Annotated in this window: 15 protein-coding genes and 1 riboswitch; of the genes, 5 read left to right on the top strand and 10 right to left on the bottom strand. The window is 32.5% G+C overall.

The features are described 5' to 3' along the window. Positions 1-12 precede the first annotated feature (12 nt). On the bottom strand, positions 13-1,506 hold the full coding sequence (locus GM3709_RS14475) for an ABC transporter permease subunit (protein WP_396229710.1): 1,494 nt from the start codon (positions 1,504-1,506) through the stop codon (positions 13-15). A gap of 261 nt (positions 1,507-1,767) precedes the next feature. Here GM3709_RS14475 and GM3709_RS14470 point away from each other — a divergent pair, with 261 nt between their 5' ends. Further along, positions 1,768-2,526 (top strand): amino acid ABC transporter ATP-binding protein, encoded by a 759-nt coding sequence (locus tag GM3709_RS14470; RefSeq protein ID WP_066120667.1) that lies wholly within the window; start codon positions 1,768-1,770, stop codon positions 2,524-2,526. 21 nt (positions 2,527-2,547) lie between these two features. Here the strand turns inward: GM3709_RS14470 and GM3709_RS14465 are convergent, their stop codons facing one another. The 5 genes from GM3709_RS14465 to GM3709_RS20810 all read right to left on the bottom strand — a co-directional run bounded on the left by GM3709_RS14465 (position 2,548) and on the right by GM3709_RS20810 (position 5,251). Then, entirely contained in the window at positions 2,548-3,144 is a 597-nt protein-coding gene (locus GM3709_RS14465; protein ID WP_066120664.1) for a DUF1997 domain-containing protein, read from the bottom strand. A gap of 113 nt (positions 3,145-3,257) precedes the next feature. Next, complete coding sequence (gene yidD / locus GM3709_RS14460) at positions 3,258-3,497, bottom strand: membrane protein insertion efficiency factor YidD (RefSeq protein ID WP_066121965.1); 240 nt, start codon at positions 3,495-3,497, stop codon at positions 3,258-3,260. 72 nt (positions 3,498-3,569) lie between these two features. After that, positions 3,570-4,562 carry a ketol-acid reductoisomerase gene (gene ilvC, locus GM3709_RS14455; protein WP_066120662.1) on the bottom strand — a complete coding sequence of 331 codons (993 nt, stop codon included), beginning with the start codon at positions 4,560-4,562 and terminating at the stop codon, positions 3,570-3,572. Positions 4,563-4,852: 290 nt separating this feature from the next. Beyond that, positions 4,853-5,005 (bottom strand): hypothetical protein, encoded by a 153-nt coding sequence (locus GM3709_RS20815; RefSeq protein ID WP_173645726.1) that lies wholly within the window; start codon positions 5,003-5,005, stop codon positions 4,853-4,855. A gap of 108 nt (positions 5,006-5,113) precedes the next feature. Continuing rightward, positions 5,114-5,251, bottom strand: coding sequence for a hypothetical protein (locus GM3709_RS20810; protein ID WP_173645725.1), 138 nt, complete (start codon positions 5,249-5,251; stop codon positions 5,114-5,116). Between the two features lie 39 nt (positions 5,252-5,290). Next, positions 5,291-5,350, bottom strand: a riboswitch (Glutamine riboswitch). A 162-nt stretch (positions 5,351-5,512) separates the two neighbouring features. Here GM3709_RS20810 and GM3709_RS14450 point away from each other — a divergent pair. The 3 genes from GM3709_RS14450 (at position 5,513) to GM3709_RS14440 (ending at position 9,017) form a co-directional block, all read left to right on the top strand. Further along, positions 5,513-6,670, top strand: a complete 1,158-nt coding sequence (locus tag GM3709_RS14450) for a glycosyltransferase family 1 protein (RefSeq protein ID WP_066121963.1) — start codon at positions 5,513-5,515, stop codon at positions 6,668-6,670. Positions 6,671-7,028: 358 nt separating this feature from the next. After that, positions 7,029-8,510 carry a TM0106 family RecB-like putative nuclease gene (locus tag GM3709_RS14445; RefSeq protein ID WP_066120660.1) on the top strand — a complete coding sequence of 494 codons (1,482 nt, stop codon included), beginning with the start codon at positions 7,029-7,031 and terminating at the stop codon, positions 8,508-8,510. A 273-nt stretch (positions 8,511-8,783) separates the two neighbouring features. After that, on the top strand, positions 8,784-9,017 hold the full coding sequence (locus tag GM3709_RS14440) for a hypothetical protein (RefSeq protein ID WP_231937574.1): 234 nt from the start codon (positions 8,784-8,786) through the stop codon (positions 9,015-9,017). Between the two features lie 13 nt (positions 9,018-9,030). Here the strand turns inward: GM3709_RS14440 and GM3709_RS14435 are convergent, their stop codons facing one another. Next, positions 9,031-9,372: a ferredoxin-thioredoxin reductase catalytic domain-containing protein gene (locus tag GM3709_RS14435; RefSeq protein ID WP_066120658.1), complete on the bottom strand. Its 342-nt coding sequence runs from the start codon at positions 9,370-9,372 to the stop codon at positions 9,031-9,033. Between the two features lie 199 nt (positions 9,373-9,571). Here GM3709_RS14435 and GM3709_RS14430 point away from each other — a divergent pair, with 199 nt between their 5' ends. Continuing rightward, entirely contained in the window at positions 9,572-11,329 is a 1,758-nt protein-coding gene (locus tag GM3709_RS14430; RefSeq protein ID WP_066120656.1) for an RluA family pseudouridine synthase, read from the top strand. A gap of 113 nt (positions 11,330-11,442) precedes the next feature. Here GM3709_RS14430 and GM3709_RS14425 read toward each other — a convergent pair whose 3' ends face one another. From GM3709_RS14425 to GM3709_RS14415, 3 genes are all read right to left on the bottom strand, one after another. Continuing rightward, on the bottom strand, positions 11,443-11,631 hold the full coding sequence (locus GM3709_RS14425) for an NAD(P)H dehydrogenase subunit NdhS (RefSeq protein ID WP_066120654.1): 189 nt from the start codon (positions 11,629-11,631) through the stop codon (positions 11,443-11,445). Positions 11,632-11,861: 230 nt separating this feature from the next. Further along, complete coding sequence (locus tag GM3709_RS14420; protein ID WP_066120652.1) at positions 11,862-13,493, bottom strand: CocE/NonD family hydrolase; 1,632 nt, start codon at positions 13,491-13,493, stop codon at positions 11,862-11,864. A gap of 32 nt (positions 13,494-13,525) precedes the next feature. Then, positions 13,526-15,187 (bottom strand): ShlB/FhaC/HecB family hemolysin secretion/activation protein, encoded by a 1,662-nt coding sequence (locus GM3709_RS14415; RefSeq protein WP_066120650.1) that lies wholly within the window; start codon positions 15,185-15,187, stop codon positions 13,526-13,528. Positions 15,188-15,203 lie beyond the last annotated feature (16 nt).

Raw genomic sequence — 15,203 nt, 5'->3', positions numbered from 1 at the left:
ATCTGCCTTCATCTAAGCATTTCTTAATAATCCTTTTTCTTTCTTTTGTCCTACAGGATCCATTTTTTGCTCTAACCACTTAAATCCAAAAGAGGATAAAGTAGTTAAAACAAGATAAACTAACGCCACAGCAATATAAACTTGAAAGGCTTGGAATGTAGTGGCTACAATTAATTGTCCTTGGCGGAATAATTCTGCAAAACCGATTACGGCAACTAAACTGGTGTCTTTGATAAGGGTTATAAATTCATTGCCTAATGGTGGTAAAATTCTGCGAAATGCTTGGGGCATAATTACTTCTTTTAAGGTTTGTAATCTATTCATTCCCAATGCTTCACAGGCTTCCCATTGTCCTTTATCGATCGATTGAATACCCCCCCTGATGATTTCTGCAAGATAGGCGGCAACATTTAAACTCAGGGCAATAACCGCCGCAGGAAGTCGTTGTAAACTCCATTGTAATCCGATGCCTTGAAAAAAAGCTGGTAAACCAAAATAAATAATAAATAGTTGTACTAACATTGGCGTACCTCGAAAAAATTCTACATAGATGCGTAAAATATTTTTGAGAATTTTGTGATCAGAAATTAAGCCAAAAGCGATAAATGAGCCTCCCATTAAACCAAAAAAGATCGACAAAGCCGTTAAAGTAATTGTGACAACAGCCCCTTGAGGTAATCTTTGAATAAGTAAAGTTAAAACTGATTGACTACCACTACCACTCAGGGGATTTGTAGTAAAGTCTGAAGACGTAGTGCCTATTAAAGAAGGAGCAATCAAAGGTAATATGAAAGGCTCACCTGCAAACCATTTTTGATAAATTTGTTTATAAGTGCCGTTGCGTAAAATTTGAAATAAGCCATAATTGAGTAACATAGTCTTCTCGGAGTTAATGGGTAAAGCTATGCCATAAAACTCTTCCGTGACTAATTCCCCGACAACTTTGACTCCTCTTAATCCTGCATTTTTGATAGCAAATAATGTTACTGGTGCATCATTTACTACTGCTTCAACTTTTCCGTTAACCAATTCTTGTAAAGCTAATACTGCGGAATCAAAAGCAACTATTTGAGCATTCGGGATTTTTTCTGCTTCCATCGCCCCAGTTGTACCTATTTGTACGGCAATTTTTCTTCCTGTTAAATCTTCAAAATTGTCAATCTTTGTATTATTTTCTTGTACTGCAATGGCTAAACCTGCTTTAAAATAAGGACTAGAAAAACCTACGGATTGTCCTCTTTCAGCAGTGATCGTAATACCGCTAACGGCTGCATCGATCGTATTTGATTGTAATGCAGGGATAAGACCATCAAAAGGTAAGGATTCAAACACCATCTCCAAACCGACTTCATTACCAATAGCTTTCATTAAATCAATATCAAAACCTTGTAAACCACTGCCATCTTCAGAAGGCATCTCAAAGGGTGGAAAAGTTGGTTCTGTGCCTACTTTGAAAGAAATTAACTGACTTTTTGCTGAAGGTACGATAAAAGGGTTAAAGGTCATGAAAATTATCATTATACAAGCCAATAACCCCAAAGCAATAGGTTTAATCCATCGATAGTGGAGGTATTTGATCATTATTTTTTATCCTATTTGGTTAAGAGTAATCATAATTTTAACTATCATGTGAACAGTTAAGATCTTTTGTTCCCTAAAATATACTCTTTGAGTGGTACTGGTCGATCGAATTTATTATGATAATAATAAACAGTAGTAATTAAAACTTGTTAAAATACTCTCTAAATAGTTAAAAAATCTATAATTATGTCTTCACTTGATCCTGTAATTATTAGTAAAAATTTACATAAAAGTTTTGGAAATTTAGAAGTATTAAAAGGAGTAGATGTAAAATTATATAAGGGGGATGTGGTCTCGATAATTGGCCCTTCGGGTTGTGGTAAAACTACTTTTATTCGTTGTTTAAATCGCCTTGAAACCGTTACTTCAGGTATGTTAGAAGTAATGGGAGTAGATATGTCTGCTCATAAAATAACTGAAAATTCTTTACGCCAATTAAGAAGTAAAGTAAGTATGGTTTTTCAACATTTTAATTTATTTCCCCATCTAACCGTTTTACAAAATTTGATGTTAGCACCTCAAAAAGTTTTAAAAAAATCCACTATTGAAGCAAAAGAAAAAGCCTTACATTATTTAGAAAAAGTAGGATTATCGGCTAAAACCAATTTTTACCCTGAACAACTTTCTGGTGGACAAAAACAAAGAGTTGCGATCGCTCGTAGTTTATGTATGGAACCTGAAATTATTTTGTTTGATGAACCTACCAGTGCCTTAGATCCTGAATTAGTGGGAGAAGTACTTTCTACCATGAGACAATTAGCAGAAGAAGGCATGACGATGATTGTTGTTACTCATGAAATGCAGTTTGCCAGAGAAGTTTCTAATTTAGTTTTATTTTTTAATGAGGGAATTATTGAGGAAATGGGTAAACCTAATGATGTATTTTCCAGTCCAAAAAGCGATCGATTAAAAACATTTTTAAAACGGACTAATTCCCCGACTTAGAGAGTTTAAATTAACAAAAAATTAGTTCCCACTAAAAACTCCTAAAATATTCTGATTAGGAGATATTTTTTCTTTTTCTCCTTGAGCAAAGTTATAATAATCCTGCAATAATTGGGACATTAATTGATGTTTGATGCGCATTAATACCCCTTTGAGTAAACTGTTGCCAGTACTTTGTAAAAGAGTCTTTGGAGTTAACCATAATGGTGGTGGTAAATCAACTTTAACTGTTAAATTAGCTTTCCCTTGTAAATAAATTTTTCCTTCTATTTCTACAGGAGTCAATTTTCCTTTAAGATCCAGAGAAAATCGACGATTAATATATTCAATACCTTTGATTTCGCAAGATTCAGATTTTAAATATACATTACCTGATGCACCAGTCCAAACTTTGAGAATAACTGTCGGTTGAAAATGATAAATTTCCAGAAAATTAAGCGGTTTCATCTGTAGTTGATAACGATCGAAACCTAAAACTTTCATTAATCTTTCATTAGCGATGGTCTTTACTAATCGAAAAGGTTGCTTGAGATAATGTTGAATGGGAATAGTTTGCTGTTGTACTTCCAAGTTAACAATTTCTTCTGCCTGAAAATAAATTTCGCTATTACTAAACATTTAAACTCCTTACTTAAGCACGGAAATTAAATATTGATTGTACTCTAAAAGGGAGCAGTATATAAGTATTGTCTAATCTCGATCGAAAAAAGATGTTCAACCATGAACAATTGTCAATTATCAATTGGTAACTTATCTGACAAAGAGGGTACAGGATCATAACCGCCCGGATGAAAAGGATGACAACGACAAATTCTACGGACACTTAAACAACTACCCTTAAATGTACCATAACGCTCGATCGCTGTTAAAGCATAACTAGAGCAAGTCGGCACAAATCGACAATTAGGAAGAAATAGAGGAGAGATGAAGCGACGATAACCAATTATAAGAAAAATTAATAATTTTTTCAGCATATAAAAGCAATTGACAACAGATAAAAGAACTAACGATCCATTATCTATTATCAATTATTTATTAAAGAACTACTTTTTCATCCAACTAAACATAGCGCGTAAATCTTTACCGACTTCTTCGATAGTTTGTTCAGCTTCACGACGACGCATAGCAGTAAATCCAGGTTTTCCTGCTTGGTTTTCTAAAACAAACTCTCTTGCAAATTGTCCAGATTGAATTTCTGTGAGAATTTTTTTCATTTCTGCACGAGTTTCATCGGTGATAACTCTAGGCCCTCTGGTATAATCACCATATTCTGCGGTATTAGAAATACTATTACGCATCTTCGCCAAACCGCCTTCTACGATTAAATCAACAATTAATTTAACTTCATGTAAACACTCAAAGTAAGCTAATTCAGGTTGATAACCAGCAGAAACGAGGGTATCAAAACCCGCTTTGATTAATTCTGATAAACCACCACATAATACAGCTTGTTCGCCAAATAAATCAGTTTCAGTTTCTTCTCTAAAGCTAGTTTCAAGAATACCAGCACGAGTGCCACCAATTCCCTTAGCATAAGCCATAGCTAAATTACGAGCATTTCCTGTGGCATCTTGATAAACGGCGAATAAAGCAGGTACACCTTGCCCTTGTTCATATGTACGTCTCACAAGATGTCCGGGGCCTTTTGGTGCAACCATTACCACGTCAACGTCTTCAGGAGGTACAATTTGACCAAAATGGATATTAAAACCATGAGCAAAAGATAATACTTTACCTTTAGTTAGATAGGGTGCGATCTCTTTTTCATAAATAGTGCGTTGAACTTCATCTGGTAATAATATCATAACCCAGTCAGCGAGAGAGGCTGCTTCTGCAACGGTATGAACTTTTAAACCAGCCGATTCCGCTTTGGGTTGAGACTTGCTACCTTCATAAAGTCCTACAATGACGTTAATGCCACTTTCTTTTAAGTTTAAAGCATGGGCGTGACCTTGAGATCCATAACCAATAATTGCTACAGTTTTATTAGCAAATAAATCTAAATTGGCATCATTATCATAGTACATTTGAGCCATTATAATTTACCTCAATATAAAATTTTAAATTTAGTGAGCAATCTTATATCTTAGCTTAAAACTATGAACAATTAGCAATGAATAATGAGCAAATGAGTATTGCCTCCCTTTACTATTCTACTTAGATGCATCTGAGGTTAATTTAGATAAGTAAAGGAAAATTAGACAATAAAAAACGCCAAAAACTAAGTTCTTGACGTGAAATATATACTTTAGAAAATTAAGAAATTAATCAACGACTTATCTAAGTTAATTTTCTCTTAACTATTTGTGAAAAGCGCCAATCTTTATTATTTAGTATAATAATGTTTTTCAGCTTCTAATTGATCTACTAATGCACTTTGTCCTTTAGATTTAGCTACTTCTAAACGACGTTCTAAAGTTTCTAGTAAAGCTGTTCTGTGGGCTTGTCTTGCATTTTCAATAGTTTTTTGACTAATCATATTTTTTTCCTCTAATCTAATTAAAATAAATAACCTATTTGTGGATATTTCTAGTCAGATTTTCTGGATATTATTCTAACTAAAAATATCGAATATTCCTATAATCTATTATTCAAGACCAACTTGTTTAGCAGATCTTTCTAACATACTAGCCTGACGATTTTGTTTGCGTTGACGATTATCAACCATTAACAAACGCGCTTGTTGACTGATAGAACCAAGATTGTTGTTTTCTTTAGCGTTCATAATGTCGCCTCCTCTAATTTTCGATGGGTTTAGATTCGAGGCGCGTTCCTTCAGAAGATTATTACTTCTTACTTCCGTCTGCCTAAACAGATGAACGATTTATCCTTACTCTTTTAATATAACCAAAAAGTATCAAATTTGACAACTTTTTCTTTCAAAAGATGTATTTTGTTTTGCTTTTTCTGAAGAATAATATTTAAAACCCTCTTTGATACTCAATTTCAGGTATTGTTAAGAATGTTTAATAATAAAACGATCGAGATGTTTAAGATATTAGTGGATTGTAGTTCAATTCGAGATTGTCCTAGTGGAGTGGGATTTTACACTTATAATTTGATTAAGGGATTAAAAGCCTTAGAAAATGAGACTAACTACTCTTTCAATATCTATCGACAACCTTCTGTTTCTCATTGGTTGATAAATAATAATCATCTTCCTGATACCTTGAAAGATATTTCTGATTTGCAATTTTTACCTTTTCCCGTCACCGTTAGTAACTTTTTAGGTAAATCCGCAGGGTTATTTGTACCTCAGCACGATCGATTTTGGCAAGATGTGGATATAATTCATGGTACAGATCATTACGTTTACCCTTTTACTTATGGTAAAAAAGTCATGACAATTCATGATTTAACTTTCCTTAAATATCCTTTTTATAGTAGCAAAATAGTTAAAAGTTATACTGATAGAATTAAAAAATGTTTGCAGTGGACTGATTTAATAATTACTTTTGCTCAAAGTACAAAACAAGATATTATTGACTATTTTGGGGTAAAAAAAGATAAAATAGCGATTACTTCCGAAGCAAGTAGATATGATTCTAATTATTTAGAAGATAAAAATATTGAGATTATTAAAAATAAAATAAATTATGATTTCACTCAACCCTATATTTTATTTGTTAGTACGATCGAGCCAAGAAAAAATATAATAAATTTAGTTAAAGCCTTTAATTTAGTCAAAAAAAAATACTGTATCAATCATCATTTAATTTTAATTGGACAAAAAGGATGGAATTATGAGACAATCTTTGCAGAAATTGAAAACTCAGAGTTTCATAATGACATTCATCACCTAGGCTATTTATCCGACGAAGAAGTTGCCGTTTGTTATCATTTAACGGATGTGTTTGTGTATCCATCTTTTTACGAAGGTTTTGGCTTACCAGTTTTAGAAGCCATGACATTGGGTGCGCCAGTCATCACCTCCAACACCTCATCTTTACCCGAAGTTGCACAAGAAGCCGCCATATATATTAATCCTGATGATTATACCTCGATCGCTGACAGTATTTATCAAATCATTAGCCAACCAGACTTACGGGAAGAATTAATTATCAAAGGCAAAAAACGCTCTCAATTATACTCGTGGAATAGAGTCGCACAAGAAACGATCGAAGCCTATCAATTAATTTTATAGAAAATGTGACATTTAAAAACCTCCCATTCCTCCGGAAAGAGGGTGCCCAAAAAGACAGGGAGGCTAGTTGATAGTTGACTTGTACGGGTTAAAAGTATTAACCCAAGTTGACAGTTGATGATAATATTATAGCTAATCTACAAGAAAAATCAATACAACAATAAAGCGCTTTGCAATAAATTGATTAAAGCTAAAATTACCGTATTACATAATATAAGTGAATTATAAAATTATTGATCAAACAAAGTAATTGGTAATAGATTTAAGAATTAAATAGTTAGTATTTATGAACTAAACTGGTAAAGTATTAAATTTGATAGATTTTGATATAATTGTGATTTTGAAAGGAATTTACTGAATGTTGCTGACTGATGAATTGTTGCTTCATTACAAACGTTGTCATCGTCGCGCCTTTTTTAATATTTATGGTGGAGATAGTCAAAAACAACCCGAAAAAGATTTTATCTTAAAACTAAAACAAGAAAGAGAATCTCATAGTTGGAAAGTTTTACAAAACTACAACTTATCCTATCAGCAACCCAAACTCTTAGTAAAAGATAGTGAAGATAGTTTACAAGTCGCATCCGTTACAGAAGATTTAATGCGTCAAGGAGTTGACTGTATTTATCAAGGTATAGTTACTTATACCCATTATCGAGAAAATCAAGAAGAAATTGTTTTCCAGACATCTCCTACTTTATTAATTAAGCAAAAAATTCCCAGTATTTGGGGTGATTGGAGTTATATTCCTGTTAACACTCATTTAGGGAAAAAGATGAAACCTGAATATCGCTTAATTTCCGCATTTCAAGGAGATATTTTGAGTGTTTTTCAAGGTATTGATTTATCACAAACCCATATCATTTTACGCTATAGCTATCACCCTTATTATCTTAACCTTAATCTTTGGATTCCTCGTTGCCGAGAGTTAGTTAGAGAATTTATATCAATGGTATCGGAAAAAAAAGAACCAGAAGTGTTTATTTCTCGTCAACGTTGTACTTTTTGTCAATGGTATGATGGTTGTTACTCGAAAGCTAAATCTCAACAACATCTGTCTTTGATTCCGGGTATTACCCCTAAAAGATATGATTCTTTAATTAGTGAGGGAATTAATGATTTAGTTTCCCTTTCTCATGCTGATTTATCTCATTTAAAAAAACTTTTTGAAAAAGAAATTGCCAATAATATTTATCTACAAGGGAAGTCTTTGATTTCTCATCAACCTATTTTTAAAAATTCTACTGTTTTACTGATTCCCACTAATACTATTGAGTTATATTTTGACATAGAAGCGGAACCCGATCGAAATTTAGATTATTTATTGGGAGTTTTACTGGTTAATTATCAAACAAAAGAGAAAAAATATTACAAGTTTTTAGCTGAAAGTATTGAACAAGAAAAAGATATTTGGGAAAAATTTCTTCACTTTGTGAGTCAATATCCAAATGCACCTATCTTTCATTATTCCAATTATGAAGTAGAAACTGTTAAACGTTTAAGCTATATTTATAAAACTCCTCATAGTGATTTACAGTCTCTTCTAAATCGCTTATTTGACTTACATAAATTGGTGATTAATTCTCTTTTTCTCCCCGTAGAAAGCTACTCTTTAAAATCTGTTGCCAATTGGTTAGGTTTTCAATGGCGTGATCCAAAAACAGGAAAAATAGGTTCTAATTATCTTAACATCGGTGGGGATCAATGTGTTTTTTGGTATGATCAATGGTTAAAAACTCTCGATCGAACTTGGCTAAATTATATTTTAATTTATAATGAGGATGACTGTTTAGGTACTTATCAACTTAAAAAATGGTTATCAAAAATTATTAATAATTAATAACTAATAAACTTTTTCAATATATACTAAATCTATGATGAATTTTAAATTTTCAACAAGTGATCTGGGCTTTCTATATTAAGATATATAAAGTTTTATAACGATCGAAAGATAAGGACAATATCTAACGATCGAAAACAAAAAAAAATGTTAGTTTAGAGTCACAGTAAAGAATAATCAGAGTTTTTAAAAATTAGGTTAAATACAGGAAATTAGTCTAGTTTTACAAATGTCTGATTATAAAAATCTCCGTTTATTGAGGTGATAATAATCATGATTACCCTATTTATGACTCTTCTATTCTTAACCACGATCTTTAGTACTTTAATTTACAAACGGACTAATCAAGAAATTCATTTAGTGTTAGCCATCTTTACTGCCGTGATTTTTATTATTTGGGGATTTGCTATGGCTCATTGGTCAATACATATGATCGCCTTGTTAACCCTACTTTGTATTCGGATTCCTGTTTTTAATACTAAAACTGTCAAGATAACAAATAGTTAACCTTAATCAAAATCTAATACTTAACAGATTGTAAGTCTTCCCATGTGATTTCTTGTTTGTCACCGGCAAATTCATTATCCGGAGTGATGAATAACATACAGTGACATTCTTTTCTCTCTCTCATTGGTACACAAGGACAATTCCAAAAAGTGTTTTTCACCTCTGCTTCTTTATCTTCGTAGTGACGACAAGGACAAAGAGGTGATCCCAATTCTTCTTTATGACGAGCTAAACCCTGAATAACTACGGCAGTAACAGAAGGATCTATACAAAAGTAAGTATCTGTACGTTTAGCATATTGTTCCGCAAAATTCTTCATTGCTTCTAAGGTTTTATGGTTGCTGACTTGAGTCATAATTATTTTTTTCTATTCTGATACTGTTTTAAATACTATTTTACTCGATCGAGAGTCCGATAAGTTCAAAGGAATCGACATTTACTTGCCAAAGTTAGAAGGAAGAGATTTGTTTGTTTTTCACAAATTTTTCTGAATGACGCTCATCAATTTAAAAAGTGCTGTAAGATGGACAATGAATAATTATCGATAAGTTTGAGTGGATTTTGTAAAAGAAATATATCCCTTAACGGATTTTGTCACCAAAGAAGAAATAAAAGAAACAGATACCGTCACTTATTACTATGAAGGAATTTGTCCAAAAACTGGAGACAATCTACGATTACCCCGTACTATTTTGGCCGAAAAAGTAGCTTTAAGTTTATGTCGTCAACTTAAAAAAACTTCTTTTCAAACTGTTAAAGGTAAAATGTTAGGAGTTTTAATTGTTAAAGACAGTTTCGGAAAACTGGCAGTTATTAAAGCCTTTTCTGGATTGTTAAACGGAAAAAAACAGGTGGATGGTTGGGTGTCTCAAATTTCGGGTGACTCGATGATTGCTTTAGCAGAAAATCTTACTCTCAAACAGTTAGATGATATTAAACAAGAAATTCTCACTTTAGAAAGTCTCCCCCTTCGTCACGACTATCAACAAATTTCCCCAGAATATCAACGTCAATATAAGAATTTAAAAGTTATTCATCGTCAACGAAAGGAAATTAGAGATAAAAACCGATTTTTTTATAAAAACATCTCAAAAACACCAGAATTAGTGTTTGGTATTGTGTCATTATTTTGTTTAAGTCTCTCGCAAAGACGCAAAGACGCAAAGTTTTTTTATTATTTACTCTTAGAGTTTGATTTATCTTTCCAACTTTATCGTTTACAGCAGGATAGTCGCCGAGATGATTGGGAAAGACGTATTTTAAAACGTCAATGGGAGGAAAAGTTACTTCCTTTGGAAATTGAAATTAATCAAACTAATGAAAAAATTCAACAACTTAAACAACAACGTAAGAAATTATCACAACAATTACAGGCACAAATGCAAACTGCTTATACTCTTACTAATTTTTCGGGGGATAGTTTAAGTATTGGTTCATTATTAGGTAAGGCTTTTATTCCCACTGGTACAGGAGATTGTTGCACCCCAAAACTTTTACACTATGCCTCAACTAATCATTTACAACCCGTCGCCATGGCAGAATTTTGGTGGGGGGAGTCTTCTCCTAATGGTGAAAGAGTTGAAGGTCATTTTTATCCTGCTTGTGTCGATCGATGTCAACCTTTAATGGGTTTTCTTTTATCAGGATTACCCACTTTTCGGGCTGTTAACAGGGAAGAATCGATACCTGTTATTTATGAAGATGAATGGGTGTTAGTGGTAGATAAACCCTCTGGTTTGCTATCGGTTTCTGGTAGAGGAAGTCATAATTTTGAGAGTGTAGAATCTCGTTTTAGACAGATTACCACGGCTAAATCTAATTTTCAGTTTACAACAGTCCATAGATTAGATCAAGATACTTCAGGTATATTAATTTTGGCAAAAACTCAAGACACTTATATCAATCTTTCTCAACAATTTGCCCAAAGACAAGTAAAAAAAATTTATGAAGCAATTTTAAATGGTGTTGTTTCCACTCCAGAGGGGATAATTAATTTACCTTTATGGAGTAATCCCTTGACTCGTCCTCGTCAAGAAGTTAATTATCTTCATGGCAAATCTTCCATTACTCATTTTCAAATGATGAAACTAGAAAATGGAGAAACACGATTACAATTAAAGCCTGTTACCGGAAGAACTCACCAATTAAGAGTCCATTGTTTACAAGGCTTAGGATTTCCCATTAAAGGCGATCGACTTTACGGCAATTCACAGGATAATAATATTAGATTGCATCTCCACGCCCGAGAAATTACTTTTATCCATCCCCACACACAACAATCTTTACATCTAAAAACCATTACACCTTTTTAAATTAAAGTATATTTGTGACTCGCACTATACTTCGCTAAAAAAAATATGATTGTGACTCGCACTATACTTCAGAAAAATAATTCAACATTGAATTGTTAATTGTCAAACATAGGCTATTTTTTATTTTTGGGATCGATCGCTTCTAATTCTGATAACCTAAAGGTGATAAGTTTATCCCAGTTTCCTCCTTCAAACAAAACCGCAGCCTTGCCATCGGTAACTCTTTGTACTAAACCTTCAAAACGATAGTAAGTATCATCGGGATTTGTGACTGTCACCACTGTGCCGGGTAAAATTATCATAATGCTTTAATTAATATGATTGAATTTTGTTTTATCAACTCATTTTAATCCATGAAATCCTCTTTTATAAACACTTCTTCTAAAATTAACTATAAAATTATCGGTAAAGAGAGGAAATAGGGAAAAGTGACAAGAATTGATTTTAAAACTCCTAAAATTGATTTTTTCCGTTCTGGTTTGTTAGTATTATCGTACTGGTGCAAGATCTGAGAAGACATTTTCAGCAGATTTTATCCTTGATTAATAATTAATTTTGAGGAAGTTTTCTGTCCAGAAAAGATAATGATAGTAATAGGTTTAGTCTCTAAATCTTGATAATTCATCTCCGATTTATTTCTACCAAAATTTACAGAATAAGAGGGAAAATTACTTGGACTAATACTTAATCTCAAGGCGGTATTTTTTTGAATTTGAATACAAGTTGATTGTAATAAAAATTTTATTGGTTTTTCTGAATTGTGGTTATTAATTTTTATATATCCTTGATTAAAATTATAAACTTTTCCATCATTAAATTTTTGAGATAAAGTAACAGATAAATCAAAACTTTTTGTATCAGCTTGAACATAAATTTCTAATTCTATATCTCCTAATATCTCTAAATCTTCTGAAAAAATATTGCTAGTATAAGTAATGACATCACTGCGATTATCTAATTCACTTCGATCGAAACTACCGCTAGAAATACTACTATGTCCTCCTAAACTTGGAGTTGATCGCCAAAAATCATGAATAATAATATCTTCTTGTTGATAATTATTTTTTTGATTATCTATTATTAATTTTCCATCATCATCTTTAATATTAGCTAATCCTGTACTGTTTAAATAAAATATTAACTTGTTTTCATTATTTAATTTATTAACTTTAATCCATTTATTAGTACCCATTTGAAATAATTGAATATTTTTAGAAAATAAATTACTATTTTCAATACCTTTTAAATGTTTATTAAACCAAGCTATTTGTATCTCATTAATATTGTTATTAGCCTGAGTGGTATAATATCGATCGCCAAGAGTATTTCCCCAAGGAAGATGAGCCCAAGGGCCAATAATTAAATGTTGTTGAAACTTACTTTTTTTATTAATTTCTTGATATAAATTAAGACTTCCTCGTAAATAAGTATCGAACCAACCACCGATATGAAGCATGGGCAAATCGACATTTTTAAAATAGGTTTTTGGGGATAATTTTTGCCAATATTCATCGTCTTGTTTATGCTTTAACCATTCAAAATAAAAGTTGCTAGGACAATATTTTTTTAAGGCTTCTTCCACTATGATTGGTAGATCATAAACAGGTAGATTACGACTAGCTAAATAAAGAACTTTATAAGCTAATAAATCTTGTTTTAATCGAGCAGTTTCAGCAGATAACTGTATTGCCCATGCTAAATTTAATTGATAACAAAAAGCTCCGTTTTCATAAGCCCAATCACTATATAAATCATAAGCAATCATCGCAGGACAAATAGTTTTTAAAGCAGGATTTTGACTGATAGCACAATATAATTGAGTCATACCTTGATAGGAAAAACCATACATCCCTACTTTGCCATTACTTCTGTTTATATTTGCAACCCATTCGAGGGTATCGTAACCGTCATTTATTTCGGTCTCAAATAGCTGAAATTCTCCTTCTGATTCTCCTCTACCTCTAACATCTTGAATAACGACAATATAGCCATGTTTGGCGTACCATTTTGGATGAGCATATACTACAGTAGAAGCGATCGATTTACCATAAGGTTGACGCATCAACAACACAGGCAGTTTCTCATCAGTGACAGGATAATAAATATCACTGGCTAATGAAATTCCGTCACGGGTTGTCATAAAAACAGTTTCTTTTTGTATCATATAAAGTGAGATAGCTTGTCTGTTTTCATTGATTAAAAATTATACTTCACGTTAAAATATAGTCCATCGTCTTGAATGTTGTTACCTCGATCGACTAAATCAATTAAAGGGGGTGCATAGTCTAATCTCATATTGAGATTTTCCACAGGTTGCCAAATTAAACCTAAACCCAAAGCGGCGATAAATCTTTGATTGGACGAAAAGTTAGGATTTCCTTGGGCATTCCATACCGAACCCATGTCGAAAAAAGGTGCTATTTGAAACACTGGAAAACGTTCATCATTACGAACGATCGTAATTCTATCTTCAATGGAAAAACGAAAACCATTATCTCCTGCTCGGACATTTTGACGATAACCCCTCACGGATTGTCCACCACCAATGACAAATTGTTCTGAAGGCAATAAAGGATCTAAACTTAATTGAATATCTCCTTGAATAATTAATAAGTTATCGGGGTTTAATAGTTGTACTCGTTGAATTTGTCCTAACCAAGCCAAAAAGTAACCATCAGGATCATTTGAACTATTAGAAGTCGTAACATCAAACAAGCCTGTACCGATACGAAATTGCGATCGTAATGCCCAAGCACCCATATTATCTCGTTTGACATAATCTTGACCAAGACTAATAACATTGGTACGAGTAATACCATCTTCATTTGGTCCTACACCGAAAGGAGTCGGCCCTTGAAAAGTGAAAGTTTGACCATTACGGTAACTCATACCCACAGATAAAGCTAATTCTTCTCTAGGACTACGAATTAAAGGTTGACGATAACTTAACTCATAAAATTGACTTTCGCCACTAATATCTAACTCTTGAAAGTCTCCCTCTACTACTGTATTTTCTTGTATCGTAACCCTAGCATTTAAAGTGCCATTCATGGGATTAAGAGGTATATTATAGTTAATATCGAGATTATAAGTCCCAGCCCAATCTTCTACACGGGGTTGATAAGACACAGAGAAACTATCCCCTAAGCCTAAAACATTGCCATAACCGGCGGCTAAAGTAACTTGAGTTGCACCAATACTGGGAGGAGAATAGTTATCGACACCAATGGTGGCAAAAAAGGGATCAGCTTCTGTCACGTTGACGATCAAAATACTTTGTTTTTCTGCACTGCCGGCTCTCAATGTAGCTTCAATATTTTCAATTAAAGGATCAGCTTTTAATAATCTTAATTGATCTTCTAAATTACCAGAATTAAGAGGAGTTGTTGCACCTAATGCTATTCTCGATCGAACATAATTTTCTAATCTTTTAGCACCTTCAATCTGGATCGCTTCTATTTGTCCTTCATATACTTGAATAATAGCTATATCATCCACAACATTTTCAACGATCGCCCTTGTACTTATATAGCCTTGATTGAGATAAAGTTGAGTAATTTGATTGGCAATTTCTTGTAAAGTTTCGATCGTAATAGTTTTATTTTGATAATTCTGAGTAATAGTGTTAATTTCATTATTAAAGATAGTATTTCCTTTAACTTCTATAGCTTTTGCAGAAAATTCTTCTCCATTATTTTGGCTAATTAAAACATTTTTATTGGATAAATTGGAGTTGATATTTTCATTATTATTTATTAATGTCAAATCTTCTGCTAATATAGGAATCTTTATCAAAAAAAAAGAGAGAAAAATCAGAGGAAATAAAGATAATTTCTTGTTAATTTTTATGTTAGTCATGATTTTATATATAGGT

Origin of the sequence: Geminocystis sp. NIES-3709 (assembly GCF_001548115.1) — a bacterium.
GTDB lineage: Bacteria > Cyanobacteriota > Cyanobacteriia > Cyanobacteriales > Cyanobacteriaceae > Geminocystis.
Note: the sequence above shows the minus strand (reverse complement) of the source record. Positions and strands in the feature narration are given on the sequence as shown.